General features: G+C 42.7%; 21 protein-coding genes and 1 tRNA gene. 15 read left to right on the forward strand and 7 right to left on the reverse strand.

Annotated elements, in window-relative coordinates; genetic code table 11:
* Positions 1-76: 76 nt before the first annotated feature.
* Positions 77-2,875, forward strand: a complete 2,799-nt coding sequence (locus AAAH86_RS09875; protein WP_343487429.1) for a 2-oxoglutarate dehydrogenase E1 component — start codon at positions 77-79, stop codon at positions 2,873-2,875.
* Between the two features lie 23 nt (positions 2,876-2,898).
* Positions 2,899-4,125 (forward strand): 2-oxoglutarate dehydrogenase complex dihydrolipoyllysine-residue succinyltransferase, encoded by a 1,227-nt coding sequence (gene odhB, locus AAAH86_RS09880; protein ID WP_343487430.1) that lies wholly within the window; start codon positions 2,899-2,901, stop codon positions 4,123-4,125.
* Between the two features lie 18 nt (positions 4,126-4,143).
* Here odhB and AAAH86_RS09885 read toward each other — a convergent pair whose 3' ends face one another.
* Positions 4,144-4,584, reverse strand: a complete 441-nt coding sequence (locus AAAH86_RS09885) for a retropepsin-like aspartic protease (RefSeq protein WP_343487431.1) — start codon at positions 4,582-4,584, stop codon at positions 4,144-4,146.
* A gap of 78 nt (positions 4,585-4,662) precedes the next feature.
* On the opposite strand from AAAH86_RS09885, the gene AAAH86_RS09890 reads away from it, so the two are divergent.
* The 8 genes from AAAH86_RS09890 to AAAH86_RS09925 all read left to right on the forward strand — a co-directional run bounded on the left by AAAH86_RS09890 (position 4,663) and on the right by AAAH86_RS09925 (position 9,794).
* A complete protein-coding gene (locus AAAH86_RS09890; protein ID WP_343487432.1) occupies positions 4,663-5,430 on the forward strand; it encodes a TatD family hydrolase in 768 nt (255 codons plus the stop codon).
* Positions 5,431-5,437: 7 nt separating this feature from the next.
* Positions 5,438-6,469, forward strand: coding sequence for an asparaginase (locus AAAH86_RS09895; RefSeq protein ID WP_343487433.1), 1,032 nt, complete (start codon positions 5,438-5,440; stop codon positions 6,467-6,469).
* Between the two features lie 66 nt (positions 6,470-6,535).
* A tRNA-Ser gene (locus tag AAAH86_RS09900) sits at positions 6,536-6,623 on the forward strand.
* A 79-nt stretch (positions 6,624-6,702) separates the two neighbouring features.
* Entirely contained in the window at positions 6,703-7,437 is a 735-nt protein-coding gene (locus tag AAAH86_RS09905; RefSeq protein ID WP_343487434.1) for a MotA/TolQ/ExbB proton channel family protein, read from the forward strand.
* Positions 7,438-7,467: 30 nt separating this feature from the next.
* Positions 7,468-7,905: a hypothetical protein gene (locus AAAH86_RS09910; protein ID WP_343487435.1), complete on the forward strand. Its 438-nt coding sequence runs from the start codon at positions 7,468-7,470 to the stop codon at positions 7,903-7,905.
* A gap of 12 nt (positions 7,906-7,917) precedes the next feature.
* Positions 7,918-8,529 carry a biopolymer transporter ExbD gene (locus AAAH86_RS09915; protein WP_343487436.1) on the forward strand — a complete coding sequence of 204 codons (612 nt, stop codon included), beginning with the start codon at positions 7,918-7,920 and terminating at the stop codon, positions 8,527-8,529.
* A gap of 19 nt (positions 8,530-8,548) precedes the next feature.
* Positions 8,549-9,031, forward strand: coding sequence for a biopolymer transporter ExbD (locus AAAH86_RS09920; RefSeq protein WP_343487437.1), 483 nt, complete (start codon positions 8,549-8,551; stop codon positions 9,029-9,031).
* Between the two features lie 70 nt (positions 9,032-9,101).
* Positions 9,102-9,794, forward strand: a complete 693-nt coding sequence (locus AAAH86_RS09925) for a porin family protein (protein ID WP_343487438.1) — start codon at positions 9,102-9,104, stop codon at positions 9,792-9,794.
* Here the strand turns inward: AAAH86_RS09925 and AAAH86_RS09930 are convergent.
* From AAAH86_RS09930 to pyrH, 6 genes are all read right to left on the reverse strand, one after another.
* The gene (locus tag AAAH86_RS09930; RefSeq protein ID WP_343487439.1) at positions 9,789-10,394 is read right to left on the reverse strand and encodes a hypothetical protein; all 606 of its coding nucleotides are present in this window, start codon (positions 10,392-10,394) and stop codon (positions 9,789-9,791) included. The genes AAAH86_RS09925 and AAAH86_RS09930 overlap by 6 nt on opposite strands.
* Positions 10,394-11,857, reverse strand: a complete 1,464-nt coding sequence (rpoN, locus tag AAAH86_RS09935; protein WP_343487440.1) for an RNA polymerase factor sigma-54 — start codon at positions 11,855-11,857, stop codon at positions 10,394-10,396. The genes AAAH86_RS09930 and rpoN overlap by 1 nt, the downstream gene beginning before the upstream one ends.
* A 45-nt stretch (positions 11,858-11,902) precedes the next feature.
* Positions 11,903-13,336, reverse strand: a complete 1,434-nt coding sequence (gene asnS / locus AAAH86_RS09940; RefSeq protein WP_343487441.1) for an asparagine--tRNA ligase — start codon at positions 13,334-13,336, stop codon at positions 11,903-11,905.
* 71 nt (positions 13,337-13,407) lie between these two features.
* Entirely contained in the window at positions 13,408-15,804 is a 2,397-nt protein-coding gene (locus AAAH86_RS09945) for an efflux RND transporter permease subunit (protein WP_343487442.1), read from the reverse strand.
* A gap of 82 nt (positions 15,805-15,886) precedes the next feature.
* A complete protein-coding gene (gene frr / locus AAAH86_RS09950; RefSeq protein WP_343487443.1) occupies positions 15,887-16,441 on the reverse strand; it encodes a ribosome recycling factor in 555 nt (184 codons plus the stop codon).
* A 129-nt stretch (positions 16,442-16,570) separates the two neighbouring features.
* The gene (gene pyrH / locus AAAH86_RS09955) at positions 16,571-17,278 is read right to left on the reverse strand and encodes a UMP kinase (RefSeq protein ID WP_343487444.1); all 708 of its coding nucleotides are present in this window, start codon (positions 17,276-17,278) and stop codon (positions 16,571-16,573) included.
* Between the two features lie 186 nt (positions 17,279-17,464).
* Between pyrH and AAAH86_RS09960 the strand changes: the two genes are divergently transcribed.
* From AAAH86_RS09960 to AAAH86_RS09980, 5 genes are all read left to right on the forward strand, one after another.
* Positions 17,465-17,992, forward strand: a complete 528-nt coding sequence (locus AAAH86_RS09960; protein ID WP_343487445.1) for an RNA polymerase sigma factor — start codon at positions 17,465-17,467, stop codon at positions 17,990-17,992.
* A gap of 2 nt (positions 17,993-17,994) precedes the next feature.
* Positions 17,995-18,798, forward strand: a complete 804-nt coding sequence (locus AAAH86_RS09965; protein ID WP_343487446.1) for a HEAT repeat domain-containing protein — start codon at positions 17,995-17,997, stop codon at positions 18,796-18,798.
* 107 nt (positions 18,799-18,905) lie between these two features.
* Positions 18,906-19,772, forward strand: a complete 867-nt coding sequence (locus AAAH86_RS09970; RefSeq protein ID WP_343487447.1) for a DUF4097 family beta strand repeat-containing protein — start codon at positions 18,906-18,908, stop codon at positions 19,770-19,772.
* Between the two features lie 2 nt (positions 19,773-19,774).
* Positions 19,775-20,587, forward strand: coding sequence for a DUF4097 family beta strand repeat-containing protein (locus AAAH86_RS09975; RefSeq protein WP_343487448.1), 813 nt, complete (start codon positions 19,775-19,777; stop codon positions 20,585-20,587).
* 24 nt (positions 20,588-20,611) lie between these two features.
* Positions 20,612-21,796, forward strand: coding sequence for a serine hydrolase domain-containing protein (locus AAAH86_RS09980; protein ID WP_343487449.1), 1,185 nt, complete (start codon positions 20,612-20,614; stop codon positions 21,794-21,796).
* The last annotated feature ends 19 nt before the right edge of the window (positions 21,797-21,815 follow it).

Consider the following 21,815-nt stretch of genomic DNA (forward strand, 5'->3'; position numbering starts at 1 on the left):
ATAAAGATAAGCTTAGATATGTTAAATATTGTATTTTTGATATGATTTTACCTAAAGTTTCGCAAGAACCCAGTTAATGGATAAATATTCGTTTTTAAACGCCGCACATACTTCTTTTTTCTCTGAGCTTTACGAAAAGTACCTGACCAGTCCTGATAGTGTAGAGCCTAGTTGGAGGGCTTTTTTCCAAGGGTTTGATTTTGGATTGGAGAGCTCTTTGGACGAATTGGACGTTCGACCTTCTTCGAACGGGGCTACTGCCATGGTCAACGGGCAACAGGTTGCTGTGCCACAATCACTGCAAAAAGAGTTTCAGGTCATACGCTTGATTGATGGCTATCGCTCACGGGGCCATTTGTTCACAGAGACCAATCCGGTTCGTGAACGTAGAAAATACGAGCCTACCCTTGCCCTTGAAAATTTCGGGCTTTCTGAAGCTGATTTAGATACTGTATTTGACGCGGGCAGCATCATTGGTATTGGTGCAAGTCCACTCAGAGACATCGTAGGGCACCTAGAACGTATTTATTGCGATGCCATCGGGGTTGAGTATATGTACATCCGTACCCCAGAACGCATTCAGTGGATTCAAGACTGGCTGAACGTCAATGACAACCATCCCAATTTTACTACGGATGAAAAGAAAAACATCCTCAGAAAACTGAACGAAGCGGTTTCTTTTGAGAGTTTTTTGCATACAAAATATGTTGGGCAAAAACGCTTTTCGCTAGAGGGTAATGAGTCTCTGATTCCCGCATTGGATGCCATCATCGAGAAAGCGGCCGATTCTGGCGTCAAACAATTTGTGATGGGCATGGCCCACAGAGGTCGGCTGAACGTATTGACCAATATTTTTGGCAAATCGCCCAAAGATATTTTCAGTGAGTTCGATGGTAAGGATTATGAAGAAACCATCTTTGATGGTGATGTAAAATACCACTTGGGGTGGACCTCGATGCGCGAGACCGATTCGGGCAAAATGGTCAATATGAACATAGCACCCAATCCGTCTCATTTAGAAACGGTCAACGCAATTGTAGAGGGTATTGCAAGGGCCAAACAAGACAGTTCGCATGAGGAAGATATTTCAGAAGTGCTTCCCATATTGGTGCATGGCGATGCCGCTTTTGCAGGGCAGGGCGTGGTATATGAAATCATTCAAATGGCCCGGCTGGATGGTTACCAGACCGGGGGTACCATCCATATCGTCGTGAACAACCAGATTGGCTTTACCACCAATTATTTGGATGCTCGTTCATCAACCTACTGTACCGACGTGGGCAAAGTGACCTTGTCACCGGTATTGCACATCAATGCTGACGATGTTGAAGCCGTCGTGCATGCGGCGACCTTTGCCCTCGAATACCGCATGCGCTTCAAAAGAGATGTTTTTCTTGATTTATTGGGATATCGAAAATATGGACACAATGAAGGTGATGAACCAAAATTCACCCAACCGGTACTGTACAAAGCCATCTCAAAGCATCCAAACCCAAGGGATATCTATGCAGAGAAATTATTGGCCGAAGGCATTATCAAAGAGGATTATGTGAAGCAACTTGAATCGGAATACAAAAAGAATCTTGAAGAAGATTTGATGGATTCCCGAAAGGTTGAAAAAACCCGCATCACCCCTTTCATGCAAGATGAATGGGAAGGTTTCAAGCCGGTCACCGAAGAGGCCATGCTGAAAGATATCGATACCTCTTACAATCTAAAAAAACTGGATCAAGTAGCTTCAAGTATCACTCAATTGCCAGAGGGCAAGAAATTTTTGCGAAAACTGGTTCGTTTGGTCGAAGCCCGCCACAAGATGTATTTCGAGGATAACAAATTGGATTGGGCCATGGGCGAACTCTTGGCGTATGCATCACTGATAGAAGAAGGCTTTGATGTGCGTATGACGGGCCAAGACGTTGAACGGGGTACCTTTTCGCACCGCCATGCCGTGATAAAGACCGAAATGCACGAAGAAGAAGTGATTTTGCACAATCTGCTCGGGGCGAATCAGAAAGGAACGTTCCACATTTACAATTCGTTGTTGTCAGAATATGCGGTCATGGGCTTTGATTATGGATATGCAATGGCCAGCCCAGACACCCTGACCATTTGGGAAGCACAGTTTGGTGATTTTAGCAATGGGGCACAGATTGTCATTGACCAGTACCTTTCGGCGGCCGAAGACAAATGGAAACTGCAAAACGGATTGGTGCTCTTGCTTCCGCACGGATACGAAGGGCAGGGGGCAGAACATTCATCCGCCAGAATGGAACGGTACCTGCAACTCTGTGCCAAAGACAATATGTATGTGGCCGATGTGACCACCCCGGCAAACATGTTCCACTTACTTCGCAGGCAAATGAAGGCGAAATTTAGAAAACCGTTGGTGGTGTTTACACCGAAGAGCTTGTTGCGACACCCAAAAGTGGTTTCGACAAAAGAAGAATTGGCCAAAGGCGGTTTTCAAGTGTTGATCGATGATGATTCCGTTAAAGATGGTAATGTAAAAACCTTGGTTTTCTGCACTGGTAAGTTTTATTATGATCTCTTGTCTAAACGTGAAGAACTGAACCGAGACGATGTGGCCTTGGTGCGGTTGGAACAACTTTTTCCACTTCCTGCCAAGGAAATCAGAGCGACCATCAAGAAATATAAGAATGCTGAAGAGACAGTTTGGGCCCAAGAAGAACCTCGAAACATGGGGGCTTGGGGGCATTTGTTGATGCATCTTGAAGAAGCCAAAGAATTTAGGGTGGCATCGCGACGATTTTATGGCGCACCTGCAGCAGGTAGTGCAGTGCGTTCACAACGTAGGCATGCCGAGGTGATTGACTATGTTTTTGACAAGACGAAAGATAATTTTGTAAGAAAATAAAGAATCTGACATAATCTAAAAATATGATTTTAGAAATGAAAGTGCCCTCACCGGGCGAATCCATAACCGAAGTAGAGATTGCCGAATGGCTGGTTGAAGATGGCGACTATGTAGAAAAAGACCAAGCCATTGCTGAGGTCGATTCTGATAAGGCTACGTTGGAGCTTCCTGCTGAAGAAAGCGGTACCATTACTTTGAAAGCCGAAGTGGGCGATGCGGTAGCGGTCGGTGAAGTTGTCTGCCTCATTGATACCGATGCCAAAAAACCTGATGGCGGAGGCGATGCAAAACCTGAGGAGAAAAAGACAGCTAAAAAGGAAGAACCACCAAAAAAGGAAGCGCCTAAAAAAGAGGAGTCCAAGAAAGAAACGTATGCTTCTGGCACACCATCACCTGCAGCCAAAAAGATTTTGGATGAAAAGGGCATCGAGGCGTCATCGGTCTCGGGCACGGGCCGTGACGGTCGCATTACCAAAGATGATGCCGTAAAAGCAGTACCATCGATGGGTACGCCCACGGGTGGTAGCAGAGGCGAGACCCGTTCGAAACTGTCGATGCTCCGTAGAAAAGTAGCGGAACGGTTGGTGGCCGCCAAAAATGAGACCGCTATGTTGACCACCTTCAACGAGGTCGATATGACACCGATTTTTGAGCTAAGAAAGCAATATAAAGAAACGTTCAAAGAAAAGCATGGGGTCAGCTTGGGCTTTATGTCGTTCTTTACCAAAGCGGTCATTCGTGCACTGCAAGAATATCCTGCGGTGAACTCCATGATTGATGGAAAGGAAATGATTACCTATGATTTCTGTGACATCAGCATTGCCGTTTCTGGCCCCAAAGGCTTGATGGTGCCCGTGATTCGTAATGCGGAAAACTTGACGTTCCGTGGTGTGGAAGCCGAGGTCAAACGCTTGGCACTTCGCGCCCGTGATGGAGAAATTACGGTTGATGAAATGACCGGGGGCACGTTTACCATTTCTAATGGCGGAGTTTTTGGTTCGATGTTGTCCACACCGATTATAAATCCACCACAGAGTGCCATTCTGGGTATGCACAACATTGTGGAGCGGCCAATCGTTCGCGATGAGGCCATTGCCATTGCCCCCGTGATGTACGTTGCGCTCTCGTATGACCACAGAATTATTGACGGGAAAGAATCCGTCGGATTTTTGGTTGCCGTGAAAGAAGCGTTAGAAAGTCCCGAGGAATTGTTGATGGATGGTGACGTGAAAAAAGCGTTGGAGCTTTAATCGCCAAACAATAGGTCTTCAGTTTTTTAGATACAACTTTTTCTTGCTATAGTCGATTACCGCCTTCCCCTTTTTAAGGATGTCGGCACCGATGATACCATCAACGGGCAGGGCATTGTGGTTGGTCAAAGCTTGGTTGACGTGCACCAAATCAAAAAGCACTATTTTTCGTTTCTTGATTTTCCAATCCCCGATTTTGATGGTGTTTTTGGCAGAAATCAAGGTTTCCATTTCTATGGCTCCGGCCCCGGCCGCCTTGATTTCCGTTTCTTCAGAGATGAGTTGAAAGAACTCGATTCTATCCATTCCCACACAGGTATTTGAAGCCCCGGTATCTAAAATGAACCGCCCTGAAATACCATTGATCTTGGCATTCAGTTCAAAATGATTGGTATCGGTCAAGGTCAAGGGTATGCGAACATACTTTTTGAACCTAAGGAATTTTTTAAGAGATTTCATGCGATGACATTAAAGACCTTCAAGGTTTTCAAAACCTTGAAGGTCTGAATACCTCAAAGATAATCCTATTTTTGCGGCATGTTGCTTACTGATACCCATACCCATTTGTACAGCGAGGCCTTTGATGAAGACCGTGATACCATGATGCAACGTGCAATGCGGGTTGGTGTCAAACGATTTTTTGTGCCCGCAATTGATTCTACGTATACCGAAGCGATGCTTGACCTTCAAAAGAAGTATCCTGAAAATGTTTTTTTGATGATGGGGTTGCATCCCACGCATGTGAAAGAAAATTTTAAGGAGGAACTTGCACATGTGGAAAAAATGCTGGCAAAACATACAGTCTATGCGGTCGGCGAGATTGGTATTGATTTGTACTGGGATAAAAGCTTTCTCAAACAGCAACAGGATGCTTTTGTGCACCAAATCCGCTTGGCGAAAAAATACCAGCTTCCCATAGTCATCCACAGTCGGGAATCATTTGATGAGATCTTTGAGGTTCTTGAACAGGAAAAGGACAATGATCTGTTCGGAATTTTCCATTGCTTTACGGGTACCGAAGAACAGGCAGAAAAAGCCATATCCTATAACATGAAATTGGGTATTGGGGGGGTGGTCACCTTCAAAAACGGAAAAATTGACCAGTTTTTACATCAAGTAGACTTGCAGCATATTGTTTTAGAAACTGACTCACCATATTTGGCACCCGTGCCCTATCGTGGTAAGCGAAATGAAAGCAGCTATATCATGAATGTACTTGAAAAGCTGGTTGACATATATGGATTGGAAGCTGAAGAAATAGCTAAAATCACTACCGATAACTCCAAACAGATTTTTGGAATTTAAACATATCATGGCTAGAAAGGTGAACATTTTGATGATTTATACCGGAGGAACCATAGGCATGGTCAAAGATTATGCGTCGGGTACCCTGAAGGCATTTGATTTTGATGAGCTTATCGAAAGCATTCCCGAAATCAACCAATTGGATTGCAACCTTGAGGGAATTTCTTTTGAAACGCCCATCGATTCTTCAAATATGAATCCGAAATATTGGGTTGAAATCGCCTCGATTGTTGAAGAGAATTACAATAGGTTTGATGGTTTTGTAGTCTTGCATGGCAGCGATACGATGAGTTATTCGGGATCAGCTTTGAGCTTTATGCTCGAAAACCTATCGAAACCTGTCATTTTCACGGGTTCTCAACTGCCCATTGGAGATTTGCGCACCGATGCCAAAGAAAATTTGATTACCTCTATTCAGATTGCTTCCCTTATGAAAAGTGGCAAATCGGTCATACAAGAGGTGTGTCTGTATTTCGAATATAAATTGTACCGGGCCAACCGCACCACAAAAATCAGTGCCGAACACTTTGAGGCCTTTGCATCGCCCAATTATCCGCCATTGGCCGAATCAGGAGTACATCTAAAGGTTGACGAACAATATCTATGGAAGAAACCTAAAAAACAGCATCAGCTGATGGTGCATAAAGAAATGGATTGCAACGTGGGGGTTTTGAAACTTTTTCCCGGCTTGGGCGAACCTTTTTTAAATGCTGTTTTAAATACGCCGAATTTGAAAGCATTGATTCTTGAAACCTACGGAGCGGGCAACGCCCCATTGGATGACTGGTTTCTCAAAGCTTTAAAAGAGAGGGTCGATAGTGGGCAGCACATCATAAACGTTACGCAATGTACGGGCGGTGGGGTCGCCATGGGGCAGTATGAGACCAGTGCCAAGCTTCAAAAGATAGGGTTGATAAACGGTAAGGATTTGACCACTGAAGCAGCCGTCACAAAAACCATGTACTTATTGGGCAGTGGTATTTCAAATAAAATTTTCAAGTCTGTTTTTGAAACTTCGCTACGTGGCGAAATACATTAATTAACGCCCCAAATTTCATTTAATGCTTATTTTTTTGTTAATTGGGCGGCCTAACCATTTGGAAACAGAGAGGTGGCCGAGTGGTCGAAGGCGCACGCCTGGAAAGTGTGTATACACCAAAAGTGTATCGAGGGTTCGAATCCCTTCCTCTCTGCAAGGCATTTGTAATTTTTTAGTAACGAAATTTTTTTATCTTTAACATTATTAACTAACTAAATTTAAGTTTGAACACGATGAAAAAAATATCCCTTACCCTGGCTACTGCCGGTATGTTTATTTTAGGAACCGCAACAGCATCGGCAGCAATGCTTCAAGATGAGGCAGCCGCTGAAACCAGCAAAGGTTTCACCCAAGTACTTAAAGAACAATTCATTCAAGGTGGTCCTGCCTTTATGGGCATTGTACTGCTGTGTTTGATTCTTGGGCTGGCAGTTGCCATTGAGCGTATCATTTACCTCAATCTAGCTACCACCAACACTGATAAGTTGAAGCAACAAGTGGAAGATGCCTTGGCATCAGGCGGCGTGGAAGCGGCAAAAGAAGTGTGCCGTAATACAAAAGGCCCTGTGGCTTCAATCTATTATCAAGGATTGGACAGAGCAGGTGAAGGCCTTGAATCTGCGGAAAAAGCCGTTGTGGCTTATGGTGGTGTGCAAATGGGGCAATTAGAAAAGAATGTTTCTTGGCTGTCACTTTTTATCGCCATTGCGCCCATGCTTGGGTTCATGGGTACGGTTATCGGTATGATTCAGGCATTCCAGAAGATTGCAGCTGTAGGTAACTTGAGTGCCTCGTTGATCGCAGGTGATATTCAGGTAGCACTTTTGACCACGGTATTCGGTTTGATTACTGCTATTATCCTCCAGATTTTCTACAATTACATCATCGCAAAAATCGATAGTATTGTGAACGATATGGAAGATGCATCAATCGCATTGATTGATATGTTGGCAGCACACAAGAAATAAACCAAACCGAATTAAAGGAATACTATCATTATGAACAAGATTATAAAAATCGTATTAATTGTCATTGGCTTGTTGGCAGCCGGTCTTTGGTTCGCGATGCCGGAACAAGAAGACCCAAATGCTATCAATAGCGGTGCACTGAACTTTATGTTCATCCTGATGTACCTCTTATTGGCTATCGCTGTGATTTTCAGTTTGTTTTTTGCATTGAAGAAATTATTCTCCACGCCCGGAAGCTTAAAAAAGGCATTGTTTGTCTTGGGTGGTTTGGCGGTAGTGGTGGCCATTTCGTATGGTCTTTCCTCGGGCAATGCTGAAGTCGTTGATGCCATGGCCGCACGAGGTATTGAAACTACCGAAAGTACTGTCAAAAACATCGGTGTCGGTCTGAATGTATTTTTCATTTTGACCATTGTCGCCGTTGGCGCAATGCTTTTAGGTGGATTGAAGAAAATGTTTGCTAAATAAAATTGATTTATTATGCCTAGAAGAAAAGGAGCACCTGAGGTAAATGCAGGCTCGATGGCAGACATCGCATTCTTGCTTTTGATTTTTTTCTTGGTGACCACCACGATTGAAACCGATGCAGGTTTGGATAGGATGTTGCCGCCAATGGAGCCGCCAGAAAATCAAGAAGATGTGGTCATTAAGCAGAAAAACATCTTTACTGTCAACATCAATAGAAATGGCCAGTTGTTGGTGGAGGATGAGTTGATGGATTTGAAAAAGTTGCGTGCTGCCGCGGTTGCATTTTTGGATAACGGCGCCGATGGAAGTTGCAACTATTGCAAAGGAAGAAAAGACCCTCAATCTTCAGATAATCCAGAGAAGGCTATTATCTCGCTAAAGAACGACAGGGAAACTAAGTATTCCACATACATAACCGTTCAAAACGAATTGGTGGGCGCTTACAACGAACTGCGTGACCGTGAGGCACAAAGGTTGTACGGGCGTGACTTTACCGAGATGGAGTCAAAATATTTGAATCCAGAGACCCCTTCGGCTGAGCGAGATGATTTGAAGGAAAAGGTTGAGCGAATCCAAAAGATGTATCCTCAAAAATTGTCTGAGGCTGAAACAACATCTAGTTAAAAATTAAAGAACACAGAAAATGGCAAAATTTGCTAAAAAGAAAGATGGAGATTTACCCGCAGTGTCGACGGCATCATTGCCCGATATTGTATTCATGCTCTTGTTTTTCTTTATGACGGTGACCACAATGAAAGACAGTTCGTTACTGGTACAGAATACATTGCCCAACGCTAGCGAAATCAAAAAGCTGGAGAAAAAAGATAGGGTAATCTATATCTATGTGGGCAAGCCAACAAGAGAATATCAGAGTGTTTTTGGTACCGAGGCAAGAATTCAATTGAATGATAAGTTTGCAGATGTTGAAGAAGTTGGATCCTACATTTTGGCTGAACGTGCCAAAAAACCACAAGAGCTTCAAAATGTATTGACCACTGCACTCAAGGTCGATAAAGAGGCTAATATGGGCATAGTCTCTGACATTAAACAAGAATTGCGTAAAGTAAATGCATTGAAAGTAAACTATACCACGTATGAGGGTGATGCTTTCAATAACTTGCAATAAGTAAACACTTAGATTTAGTTAAAACGCTCCAAGATATAAACTTGGAGCGTTTTTTGTTCAAATCACTTCAATGGGTAGAACAATTCTTTTCATTTTTGGTTGCTGTTTTGGCCATTTAATGGTAGCCCAAGTGTATGATGAAAGTGAGCTGGTGGGCACAAAGTATCTTGAAGACCAGTTCTATACCGCAATAGGGTACAATATTCTATTGAATGAACCCGAAGTGGTCGTTCAAAGAAACCTGTCTTACAACCTGCAACTGGGGTTTATAAAAGATATGCCCTTGAACCAAAGAAGAAATGTGGCATTGGGCCTGGGCCTGGGTTATGCAACAAACTCTTATTATACCAATTTGAGGGCAAGTGAAACAGCCCAAGGAGTAACGTATGAAGTTGCAGATGAAGAAGGTTTTAAGAGAAGCAAATTCGAAACGCATGCCCTTGAAGTCCCTTTTGAGTTTCGATGGCGTACTTCTACAGCTACCACTTATAAGTTTTGGAGGATTTATACAGGCTTCAAAATGGCCTATATTTTTTCGAGACGCTCAAAGTTTGTTGCCGAAAATGTGGATAATAGCTTTCAAAATGAGGACATCCAAAATCTACAATATGGGCTTATGCTCAACTTTGGGTATAACACCTTCAACATTCACGCCTATTATTCGTTGAATCCATTGTTGGAAAAGGGAACGGTATTACAAGACGGAACCACTATCGATGATTTGAGAACATTGCGCGTGGGTGTCATTTTCTATATACTATAGCCAGTATTTGAACGTGAACAATTGAGAGAAAACCCCGAGAAAAAAACCTATCAACAATTCCGCCACGCTGTGGGCTTTTAGATAGAGCCTTGAGGTAGTGACCAATCCGGTCAAAAGTGTCAAGAGGCCCAAAGCCAGGGTGATATTGGTTTCAAAATGGATGCTCAATCCTACCACATAGATCAATATACTGCCCATGCCCAATAGGTGCATACTGGTCTTGATTTTAAAAAAAAGGATGAGCAAGGTAGCGCTGACGGCCACCAACAAGCCCGCAAAGAAGTAATAAAGCTCACTGATATAGTTTTGTGCAATGACTTTATACAATACCATGGTATAGAGCACGATACTGATGACCAAGGGATAGATGCGTTCTTTCAACGAAGGGATGAACACCGAGCTGACCAACCCCATATTTCTTAATATCAAGAAAAAAATAATCGGAATGATGACCGTCAGAATGAAAATGGGCAAAATATTGCCGCTTTGCAATTCAAGCGGCACATATTTGGGTGTGACCAGAAAATAGGCCACGGTACCACCAATAGGAACGAACAACGGATGAAATATGTAAGAGATGGCGGTAAAGAAATTGCGCATCAAATTTGTTTTCTGAGTCTCGCAACGGGTATATCCAATTGTTCACGGTATTTAGCCACTGTTCTCCTCGCTATGGGATAGCCTTTCTCCTTTAAAAGCTTGGCCAATTTATCATCGGTCAAAGGTTTTTTCTTGTCTTCTTGGCCAATCACAGTTTCGAGAATCTTCTTGATTTCTTTTGTGGACACATCTTCGCCCTGATCGTTCTTCATTGACTCAGAGAAAAAATCCTTTATAAGTTTGGTGCCATAGGGGGTGTCAACGTATTTGCTGTTTGCCACTCTCGAAACCGTAGAGACATCCATCTGAATTTTGTCGGCGATATCTTTCAAAATCATAGGGCGTAGTTTGCGTTCGTCACCTGTAAGAAAGTATTCCCGCTGGTATTCCATGATGGTGTTCATGGTCACAAACAGCGTTTGTTGGCGCTGTTTGATGGCATCGATGAACCATTTGGCCGCATCCAACTTTTGTTTGATGAACAGCACGGTATCTTTTTGGGATTTTGTTTTCTCTTTGGCATTTTTATAGCCTTTGAGCATATTGCTATACTCTTTTGAAACGTGCAATTCTGGGGCATTTCTGCCGTTCAGGCTCAATTCGAGCTCGCCATCCACAATACGAATTGAAAAATCGGGTACGACATGCTCGACGATTCGATTGTTTCCGGAGTATGAACCCCCTGGTTTTGGATTCAACTTCTCAATTTCTGCAATCGCCTCCTTGAGTTGGTCTTCAGAAATAGCATGCTTTTGTATGAGCTTGTCGTAATGCTTTTTGGTGAACTGCTCGAATGATTTTTCCAATATTTCGGTGGCCAGTTCAATCGACCCTGTGGTTTCTTTTCTTTTGAGCTGTATGATTAGACATTCATCAAGGCTTCGCGCGCATACACCCGGAGGATCCAATTCTTGCACCACCTTAAGCACTTTTTCAATGGTGTCTTCCTCAACATAAATATTCTGTGTAAAGGCCAGATCGTCACGTATGTCGGCAAGAGGTCTTCTGATATATCCGCTTTCATCGACACTGCCCACCAAAAACTCTGCAATGGCCCATTCGTCATCGCTAAGGTAGACGGTATTCAACTGGTTCAATAAATATTGATGGAATGACACGCCTGCGGCATAGGGCACATTCTTTTCCTCATCATCTGAGCTGTAGTTATTGGCACGCGTTCGATAATCGGGAATGTCATCATCACTCAGATATTCGTCTATGTTGATATCATCGGCAGCGATACTTTCACTGTCATTGGTGTCATCATAAACATCATCGTAAGCATCTTCAAAAGCATCTGAATCACTTTCAGCCTTGCCGCCTTCAAGTGCCGGATTTTCCTCCAACTCTTGCTTTAACCGCTGCTCAAAAGCCTGCGTGGGCAACTGGATCAGTTTCATCAACTGTATCTGTTGTGGCGAAAGCTTCTGTGAGAGCTTAAACTGTAAGTGCTGTTTGAGCATAAGAGTTAATTCTTGCTTTAGCTATAAAGTTAAAAAGATTTCCCTTTAAAATTCAGCGTTTTGGGGAGTTCTGGGGAAAGGTATCACGTCTCTAATATTGCCCATGCCCGTTGCAAACTGAACAAGGCGCTCAAAACCAAGGCCAAAACCGCTGTGTTCGGCAGTGCCAAATTTTCGAAGCTCAAGATACCACCAAAGTTCTTCTTCAGGAATGTCTAAATCAGCCATTTTTTGCTTCAATACGTCAAATCGCTCTTCACGTTGTGAACCACCGACAATCTCACCAATACCAGGAAAAAGCACATCCATCGCTCGAACTGTCTTTTCGTCTTCATTGAGGCGCATGTAAAAAGCCTTGATCTTGGCCGGATAATCAAAAAGAATAACGGGGCATTTAAAATGCTTCTCTACCAAAAAACGCTCATGTTCACTTTGCAGGTCGGCACCCCACTCATCAATCACATACTCAAATTTCTTTTTCTTGTTGGGCTTTGAATTTCTGAGAATGTCGATTGCTTCGGTATAGGTGACCCTTTTAAAATTGTTGTCGACCACAAAGCGCAATTTTTCCAGAAGTGCCATTTCACTCCTCTCGGTTTGTGGTTTTGACTTTTCCTCATCCAAAAGACGTTGTTCCAAAAACCGGAGGTCATCCTGACAATTGTCCAGGACATATTTTAGCACCCATTTGATAAAATCCTCGGCCAAATCCATGTTCATGTCCAAGTTGTAGAATGCCATTTCGGGCTCAATCATCCAGAATTCGGCCAAGTGGCGCGAAGTGTTTGAGTTCTCTGCCCTAAAAGTCGGTCCGAAAGTATACACTTTACCAAGCCCCATGGCATAAGCCTCGGCCTCTAGTTGCCCAGAAACGGTCAAATTGGTTTCCTTTCCAAAGAAATCCTCTTTATAATTGACGGCTCCGTCATCATTCAATGGCGGATTTTTGGCATCAAGGGTGGTCACCCGAAACATTTCGCCCGCACCTTCAGCATCAGAACCAGTGATGATCGGTGCATGGAAGTAATAAAATCCATTCTGCTGAAAATAACTGTGTACGGCAAATGCCAATGCTGCACGCACCCGCATGACCGCGGAAAACGTGTTTGTGCGTACCCGAAGATGCGCCTTTTCCCTCAAAAACTCCAAAGAGTGTTTTTTGGGTTGAATAGGATAGGTTTCTGGATCGGCACTGCCATGAACAAAAATATCAGAAACTTGAATCTCGACACTTTGCCCACGCCCCATGCTCTCTACCAAAGCCCCGGTAACCCGAATGGCCGCCCCAGTGGTTATCGATTTTATGAGGTTCTCATCAAAATTTTCAAAATCAACGACACATTGTATGTTCTTGATGGTCGACCCGTCATTGAGGGCGATAAAACGATTGCTGCGAAACGTTTTTACCCATCCGTTGACCATCACCTCTTGTGATTGTGGTTTGGTCGAAAGCAGTTTTTTGATTGAAATTAATGACATCACAAACGATTCAAATTAAGGCGCAAAGATAAGTTTTTGGCCAGAAAGGGAAATATGGAACGTTTCTAAAATCAGTCTTTGTCCAAACTTTCGTCCTGTTTGGGCAAAATGTCAATTTGTGGTTTTTTGAGCACTTGCTTATTGGCAATACTTCGCTCAAGGGAAAGCAATAATGAGGGCAGCAAAATCAAATTCGCCAGCATGGCAAAAAGCAATGTGGCCGATACCAGGGCACCCAAAGCCACAGTGCCGCCAAAACTTGAGATGATAAATACCGAAAATCCGAAAAACAACACGATGGAAGTATAGAACATGCTCACGCCTGTCTCTCTCAGTGCTGCATATACCGATTTCTTGATTTGCCATCGGTTGGCAATGAGTTCTTGGCGGTATTTGGCCAAAAAATGGATGGTATCATCAACTGAAATACCGAAAGCAATACTGAATACCAAAATGGTAGAAGGTTTTATGGGTACGCCCAAAAAGCCCATAAGGCCAGCAGTGATGACCAACGGCAACAGGTTGGGCACCAACGAAATCACGATCATTCTGAATGACCGGAACAGGTAGGCCATAAACAATGAAATCAGACCAATGGCCAAAGCCAATGAGATCAACAGGTTTTTGACCAGATATTTTGTGCCCTTCAAGAAGAGCAATGCTTTACCGGTCATGTACACATTGTAACGTTCGGCTGGGAAGATTTTTGCGATGGACTTGATCAGATCACTTTCAATTTCCTCCATTCGGCTGGTCTTGACATCACGCATAAAAGTGGTGATCCGTGCGGTTTGGCCCGTACTGTCCACAAAACTTTCCAAAAGATTGGCTTCGCCTGACGATTTTCGAGCGGCGTCGAGTATGAACGTATTTTCTTGGGAAGTAGGCAATTGATAATATTTTGGGATGCCATTATAAAAAGCCTGTTTTGAATATTTGGCCAGATTGACCACAGAAACGGGTCTTGACAATTCATCAATTGCATTGATCTCATCAGAAAGTTGGTCCATTCTACGGAGTGTGGCCAATTTCAATACCCCGTTTTTTCTTTTCGTATCGACTACAACTTCTACGGGCATGATACCATCAAACTCTTCTTCAAAAAAACGGATGTCTTTAAAAAAAGCGGCGTCTTTGGGTAGGTCTTCGATGCGGCTTCCAGTAATCTTTATCTGGTAGATGCCAATGATACTTAAAATGAGTACCACTATTGAAATAATATAAACGGGCACTCTCTTATGGCGCACCATACGCTCCATCCAACTTACGAACAGATCAATCCACTTTTTGTTGAGATGCTTCAAGTGTTTGCGCTTTGGCAGCGGCATAAAACTATAAATGATGGGAATGATCAACAACGACAAAATGAAAATGCAGACAATATTTATTGATGCGACGATACCGAATTCTTTCAACAGGTCACTGTCTAAAATGATGAAAGTAGCAAAACCTGACGCCGTGGTGATGTTCGTCATCAAGGTGGCATTGCCAATTTTTGAAATTACCCGTTGCAATGAAAGGGCCTGGTTGCCATGTTTCTTTACCTCTTGCTGATATTTATTGATCAGGAAAATACAATTGGGGATACCAATTACGATAATCAAAGGCGGAATCAATGCCGTTAGAATGGTGATTTCGTATTGAAAAAGGCCCAAAAATCCAAAGGCCCACATCACCCCGATGATGACCACACACATTGATATGAGGGTGGCACGGAAACTCCTGAAGAAGAAAAAGAAGATGATGGAGGTTACCAATAGTGCGGCAAGAATGAACTTTCCTATTTCGTCAATGATGATTTTTGCATTCCATGTTCTGATATAGGGCATGCCCGATACCCGCACATCGAGTCCGGTTTCACCTTCAAAATTTTCGACCAAGTTTTTGAGGTCGTTTAAGATAAATTCGTTGCGTACCGTCGTGTTCAGAATGTCTTTGTCAAGGTAGGCTATGGTGCGGACAGACCCGCTTTCTTTGTTGAAAAGCAAGTCTTCATAAAAGGGCATCTCTTCAAACAAATGTTTTTTAAGGCTATCGATCTCTTGCTTTGTTCCGAGACTACCGTTTACCAATGGTTTTAAACGGAATGACTGGGTTTCATTGTCTTTGACCAGTTCTTGAAGGTTTTCGATGGAGACCGTGTAATCAACTTCGGGCATCGCCTCTAACTGTTTGCTGAGCTTGTTCCAACGGTTGAGGTTCTCAACAGTGAACAAAAGCGAATCTTTTATGGCAAAGACAATGGCGTTGTCTTCTTGGCCGAAAAGCTTGACAAAAGCCTCATATTGAACAGTTTCCGGATGTTCGTCGGGCAAAATGTTGGCCTCTGTATTTGAGAAGCGCATGTTTTTCCACTGCAATGCCAAGAACACAGTGATTCCTGCCAATACCAATAAAATTAGGATGCGGTTTCGTAAAATAAGACGAGAGATCTTGGGCCAAAATCCTTGGGTAAGCTTTTTTACCATTCAAAAAATTCTGTTGGCAAAGGTAGAAAATGAACCGCCGAGAACCTAAATAAAATGAAGGAAGGAGAAGGGTTTTTCCGTTTTAGACTTTCATGATTTCACCCTCTTTCGCTTCCAATACCGAGTCGACTTTATTGCTGTAGGTATCGGTCAATTCTTGAACATCAATTTCGGCATTGGCCAAAAGGTCTTCAGAAATATCCAATTTCTTTAGGTCTTTGTTGGCTTCTTGGCGGGCGTTTCTGATACTGACCTTGGCATCTTCGGCCTCAGATTTTGCCTGTTTGACCAATTGTTTTCTACGCTCTTCGGTCAAAGGAGGCACATTGATGATGATCATTTCACCATTGTTCATGGGGTTGAACCCCAGATTAGAGTTGATAATGGCCGTTTCAATATCTGGGAGAATACTTTTTTCCCACGGCTGAACCGAAATGGTCCGGGCATCAGGGGTGTTGATGTTCGATACTTGAGACAATGGCGTTTGCGAGCCATAATACTCAACCATCACTGTAGATAACATGACAGGGCTTGCCTTGCCTGCACGAATTTTGACGAAGGCCTTTTCTAGGTGCAGCATGGCATCATCCATACTTTCCTTGGCAGCATCAAGAATAAATGTAATTTCTTCGTTCATCGTTTTTCTGTTTTTACTCGATAATCGAGATTTGAATGCTCCGACACTTGCGCCGAAATCTAAAACAAAGTTTTTTTTTAATGCCTCATGGGCTTTCCCAGAGGTAGCTAATATCAACAATTATGCCTATTACACATTGACAACGGTTCCTATATTTTCCCCTGAGACTATTTTCATGAGGTTGCCACGGGTATTCATATCAAATACGACGATGGGCAATTCATTTTCTTGGCTCAATGTAAATGCGGTGGTGTCCATCACCTTTAATCCTTTGGATAGCACATCACTAAAAGTAATGGAATCAAATTTCGTCGCGGCTTTATCTTTTTCTGGGTCGGCGGTATAGATACCATCAACCCTGGTTCCCTTTAAAATCACATCGGCATCAATTTCAATGGCCCGTAAAACTGCTGCGGAATCTGTAGTGAAATAAGGATTTCCCGTGCCACCCCCAAAAATGACCACACGGCCTTTTTCCAAATGTCGAATGGCCCTTCTTCTAATGAAGGGCTCGGCGACTTCGTTGATTTTAATGGCCGATTGAAGACGGGTTTCCACCTCAACCGCTTCTAGGGCACTTTGCAGGGCCAAACCATTGATGACCGTGGCCAGCATGCCCATGTGGTCGCCTTGAACACGGTCCATGCCCTGACTGGCGCCTGCCAAGCCACGAAAAATATTGCCACCACCGATCACAATGGCCACCTCTATGCCTTTCTTAACCACTTTTTTGATGTCTTCGGCATATTCAGCCAGTCTTTTGGGATCGATGCCATATTGGCGCTCTCCCATCAAAGCTTCACCGCTTAACTTGAGTAAAATTCTTTTGTAATGCATTCGGCATTTTTGAAGTCCGAACAAAAATAATCAAAATAATGAACCCGATAGATGCCTTGAAACAGGACTCGAGAAAGTTGTTGCAATAAAAAAACTGTATTTTTTGTAACCTTTTATAAAAATGCCAGTTTACCTTTTGAACACACAAACCAGACCTAGTTGGAAGCACTGACCGACAACGTTTTAATGAAAAAAGTCAAGGCAGGTGACCTCGATAAAATGGGGTTGCTCTACGAGCGTCATAAAAAGCGTTTGTTCGGGTTCTTTTACAACATGAACAGCAACGCTTCATTGAGTGAAGACTTGGTTCAAAATGTATTCATACGCATGATAAAGTACAAACATACATTTACAGGAGAGGGTTCTTTTTTGGCTTGGATGTTCACTACGGCGCGCAATGTGAACCATGACCATTTCAATAAGCGGAAGAAAGCCTACAACGAACGCGAACTGTCTGCTGTGGAATATAAGTTGCAAGCCCATTCAGACACTGAGAAAGTGATTGAAAACCATGAAGATCGGCAATTGTTGCGATTGGCCCTTAATCGATTGGATGCAGAGAAAAAAGAAGTGCTCGTGCTCAGTAAGTTGAAAGAAATCAAGTTCAGTGAAATAGGCGAGATCATGGGCTGTAGCGAAGGCGCTGCCAAAGTAAAAGCCCACAGGGCATTGAAAGAACTGCGAAGTATTTTTCTACAATTACAAACCCGATGAAAATGGAGAAAGAAAGATTTGAACTATTGGCCATCGATTATTTAAGAGGTGGCTTGGAAGGGAAGGATAAAAAAGTCTTTGAGGATTATTTAAAGAAAAATCCAGAGGCAATAGCAACCTTTGAAGAGCTCAAGGAGTCATGGCATTTGATGGATTCGCTCTCGACACCGGAAACTTCTGCAGCAATGGATGCACGTTTTTTTGAATTTCTACATGCCGAAACAGAAAAGAATGCCGGAAAACAGGGCGGCTGGATTGATAATCTGTCAAATTCACTCAAGTATTTGTTCAGACCACAACTGGCTTATGGGTTGATTTTGCTCGGTATCGGGCTGGCGGTTGGTTACTTTTTAAACTCCAACGATAATGCACAGGTCATTGAAAAAACTGTGGTTTCAAATCAAGAGACCGAAGACGTGCGTGAAAAATTGGTGTTGACCCTGTTGGAGCAGCCTTCGGCAAACAAACGATTACAGGGCGTAAGTGAAGCAGGTAAAATAGAAAGTGTTGATGAGCAGGTGATGGCGGCCTTGTTGCAAACATTGAACAACGATCCAAATACAAACGTTCGGCTCGCCGCTATTGAGTCTTTGACAAACTATGTTGACAATCCTATGGTACGACAGGGCTTGGTGCAATCCATCCCTAACCAAGGGTCGCCCATTGTACAGGTGACCTTGGCAAACCTGATGTCTGCATTGCAAGAGAAGAAATCCATAGCACCGTTTCGAAAGCTTTTGAAAGAAAAGAAGTTGGACACAGCCGTGAAGAAAAAAATTGAAAATACCATAGAATCCATCATATAGTTTATTCATCTGTCCTGAGCATAGTCGAAGGATCAATCTGTTCCGCGGGAACAAAATCAAATCACGAACAGTCATCCCGCAGGTGCGGGAGGCATAAAACAAAAAGAATGAAACGATTATTAGTTAAAATGGGCCTGCTCTTTGCCGTACTGCCATTGAGTTTATGTGCCCAGAAAGCAGCGTTTAATGAAACGATCACAAAAGAAGTTGTGTTTGTGCAACAAAGTACCGAGAACACCTTGATTTTAAAAAACATCTTTGGTTCCATCACTGTTGAGGGATATGATGGCGATACGGTTATTTTGGTGGCCGATAAGACCATAAAAGCCCGCACTCAAGAAGATTTGGAATTGGGCAAAAAAGAGTTGCAACTAAAGATTATGAATGAGGGCAATGAGATAATCGTTCACCCTGATGCACCTTACATTGAATTTAACCGACAAGGGTTGAAGTTTGATTGGTGCGGTGATAATTATGAAGAGCCGAAGTACAAGCACCAGATGGATTTTAAGCTAAAGGTGCCAAAAAATATCAGGCTGGATTTGGGTACGGTAAACGACGGTGAGATTCTGGTTCAAAATATGAGGGGTAACTTCTTAAAAGTGGGGAATATCAATGGTGGTATTGAATTGAATGACGTAACTGGGGTCACTGACCTAAACTGTATTAACGGAGATGTTTCGATTACATACGTCGATAATCCCAAAAAATCTTCAACGTATTATTCATTGAATGGGGATATCAACATCAGTTTTCAAAAAGACCTCTCTGCCAATGTATCCTTCAAAACCATGAATGGCGAGCTCTATACCGATTTTGATGTTGAACGGCAGTTTATGGACACCGAAAAAACAAATGAACGAGATAAGGCGAGATTCAAGTATGAAGTGACCCCAAAACTACAAATTGGTAGCGGTGCCATAGCCCTAGACTTTGAAACCTTAAACGGAAATGTATTCATCAAAAAAATATAATCATGAAAAAGAGTAATATACTATTGGCAGTTTTGGCAGTGTTCGTAATGAGTGCGGTACAGGCCCAAAAAAAGGAAATGGACTTGTTTACCATCCCACTCAGTAACCCAGGTAAGCCAGGGGTACTTGAAGTAGAGCAGATATCAGGATCCATCACAGTAGTCGCCTATGATGGCACGGAGGTTATTGTGAAAGCTTCAATAAGTGAAGGGCTTGGCGATTGTGCGGATTGTGGCCGTAAGGGGATGAAAAAAATATCGGGATCCAGTGTCAATATATCTGGGGAAGAGAATGGAAACGTAGTTGAAATCCATAATGAAATCTGGAACAAGAAAACAGATTTGGATATTAAAGTACCTAAAAATTTCTCATTGAAATTGGGTACTGTCAATGATGGAGACATCTATGTGGAAGGTGTCAACGGCGAAATGGAAATCAGCAATGTCAACGGCCACATTACCCTTAAAGATGTCAGTGGTTCTGCTACGACCGATACGACCAATGGCGAAGTGAAAGTGAATTTCAATAGCATAAAGAATGGTGCTGATATGGCTTTCAGCAGTTTCAATGGCAATGTTGAAGTGACTTTTCCGAGTTCGTTAAAGGCCAATGTGAAGGCCAAATCAGACATGGGTGATATTTACACCGATTTTGACATGGCCGTGATAGAAAACAAACCCCAGGTAGAACGCGGGCAGTCATCAAAGGGCTATAAAGTGAAGCTTGAGCAGTGGGTGCGGGGCACCATCAATGGCGGTGGGCCTGAAATGCTTTTTAAGACCTTTAATGGTGATGTCGTGATTAAGTCCAATTAAGCTCAAATACCAATTTCTATTCTAATGAAGCGTATGAAAGTGTACATACATGCCTTATTAATTTGTGCCGGCCTATCCTCTTTTTCCCAAGGTGTTAGTAAGTCTATATTGGAAGAGATAAAGCATAGATCGGAACAATCTCATTCCGATGCTCTAATAATAATCAAAGATGGAAAGGTAATTCATGAGAATTATTTTGGAAAAGCTGAAAAACCAATTTATATCGCTTCAGCGGGCAAATCCCTTACTAGTTTGGCCATTGGAAAGCTTATTGACAAGAAGCTTTTAGATTCTCTTGATCAACCAATTTATACCATTTACCCAGAATGGAAACAGGGTAGGAAGAAAGATGTAACAGTACGAATGCTTATGAATCATACCTCTGGTATTCAAAATAATCTGAATGCCAGTATAGAACTGGAACCCGCTCCTGACTATAAAGTAGACAATATCGTTAAGCTTGCCTTGGCTGCGGAGCTCACAGATGACCCTGGCAGCAGTATAATCTATAACAATAAGGCCGTTGCTTTATTGGGCGGTATTGTTAAAAAGCTGTCAGGTAGTAATTTCGATGATTTTTTTGCTAAGGAATTCTTTGAACCGATGAATATTGTCGACTATGAATGGATTAAGGATAAATCTGGAAACCCCACCGTTCATGGGGCTTTTGTCATCAAAGCTTCGGATTTGGCAAAGTTTGGAATTTTGATACTCAATGATGGGGTATACAAGAATGCCCGCATAATAAGTGAAGAGTGGATCGATGAATCTTTAAAACAGAGCCAAGAGTTCACTCCAATCTGGGGTTTATTATGGTGGCGGCTTCCAGAATATGAGAAGCGTATAATTGATGACTCAATTTGGTCATCATGGAAAGAGGCTGTTGTTGATGGGGCCTTTCTTGATAAAATGCTTCCTATAAAAGACAAGGTATTTGATTCAAAAGATCAGTTCTATGCAGCTATGGAACATATTCTTGGAGAACAGTGGCCAGAGGCATTGAACAGAGAACTCCCCAAATCCATAAAGTTAAGTAGAAGAATTTACGGAGAGAAAATAATGGCCTATTATGCCGATGGTTACCGAGGAAACTATCTGGTAATAATCCCAGAAACTAAAATCATCGCCGTAAGATGTGCAGATTCTCAAGGGTTCGATTATAAAACTGATTTTTTCCCTGAATTTGTGAGCTTAGTCTCTAAGCTATAACATCAAAAAAGCCCCGACC

The sequence above is a fragment of the Allomuricauda sp. d1 genome, assembly GCF_039592695.1.
Lineage (GTDB): Bacteria > Bacteroidota > Bacteroidia > Flavobacteriales > Flavobacteriaceae > Flagellimonas_A.

Coding starts and splice junctions, on each gene's coding strand:
- AAAH86_RS09875 (WP_343487429.1), top strand. CDS start 77: ATGGATAAATATTCGTTTTTAAACGCCGCACATACTTCTTTTTTCTCT.
- odhB (WP_343487430.1), top strand. CDS start 2,899: ATGATTTTAGAAATGAAAGTGCCCTCACCGGGCGAATCCATAACCGAA.
- AAAH86_RS09885 (WP_343487431.1), bottom strand. CDS start 4,584: ATGAAATCTCTTAAAAAATTCCTTAGGTTCAAAAAGTATGTTCGCATA.
- AAAH86_RS09890 (WP_343487432.1), top strand. CDS start 4,663: ATGTTGCTTACTGATACCCATACCCATTTGTACAGCGAGGCCTTTGAT.
- AAAH86_RS09895 (WP_343487433.1), top strand. CDS start 5,438: ATGGCTAGAAAGGTGAACATTTTGATGATTTATACCGGAGGAACCATA.
- AAAH86_RS09905 (WP_343487434.1), top strand. CDS start 6,703: ATGAAAAAAATATCCCTTACCCTGGCTACTGCCGGTATGTTTATTTTA.
- AAAH86_RS09910 (WP_343487435.1), top strand. CDS start 7,468: ATGAACAAGATTATAAAAATCGTATTAATTGTCATTGGCTTGTTGGCA.
- AAAH86_RS09915 (WP_343487436.1), top strand. CDS start 7,918: ATGCCTAGAAGAAAAGGAGCACCTGAGGTAAATGCAGGCTCGATGGCA.
- AAAH86_RS09920 (WP_343487437.1), top strand. CDS start 8,549: ATGGCAAAATTTGCTAAAAAGAAAGATGGAGATTTACCCGCAGTGTCG.
- AAAH86_RS09925 (WP_343487438.1), top strand. CDS start 9,102: ATGGGTAGAACAATTCTTTTCATTTTTGGTTGCTGTTTTGGCCATTTA.
- AAAH86_RS09930 (WP_343487439.1), bottom strand. CDS start 10,394: ATGCGCAATTTCTTTACCGCCATCTCTTACATATTTCATCCGTTGTTC.
- rpoN (WP_343487440.1), bottom strand. CDS start 11,857: ATGCTCAAACAGCACTTACAGTTTAAGCTCTCACAGAAGCTTTCGCCA.
- asnS (WP_343487441.1), bottom strand. CDS start 13,336: ATGTCATTAATTTCAATCAAAAAACTGCTTTCGACCAAACCACAATCA.
- AAAH86_RS09945 (WP_343487442.1), bottom strand. CDS start 15,804: ATGGTAAAAAAGCTTACCCAAGGATTTTGGCCCAAGATCTCTCGTCTT.
- frr (WP_343487443.1), bottom strand. CDS start 16,441: ATGAACGAAGAAATTACATTTATTCTTGATGCTGCCAAGGAAAGTATG.
- pyrH (WP_343487444.1), bottom strand. CDS start 17,278: ATGCATTACAAAAGAATTTTACTCAAGTTAAGCGGTGAAGCTTTGATG.
- AAAH86_RS09960 (WP_343487445.1), top strand. CDS start 17,465: ATGAAAAAAGTCAAGGCAGGTGACCTCGATAAAATGGGGTTGCTCTAC.
- AAAH86_RS09965 (WP_343487446.1), top strand. CDS start 17,995: ATGGAGAAAGAAAGATTTGAACTATTGGCCATCGATTATTTAAGAGGT.
- AAAH86_RS09970 (WP_343487447.1), top strand. CDS start 18,906: ATGAAACGATTATTAGTTAAAATGGGCCTGCTCTTTGCCGTACTGCCA.
- AAAH86_RS09975 (WP_343487448.1), top strand. CDS start 19,775: ATGAAAAAGAGTAATATACTATTGGCAGTTTTGGCAGTGTTCGTAATG.
- AAAH86_RS09980 (WP_343487449.1), top strand. CDS start 20,612: ATGAAGCGTATGAAAGTGTACATACATGCCTTATTAATTTGTGCCGGC.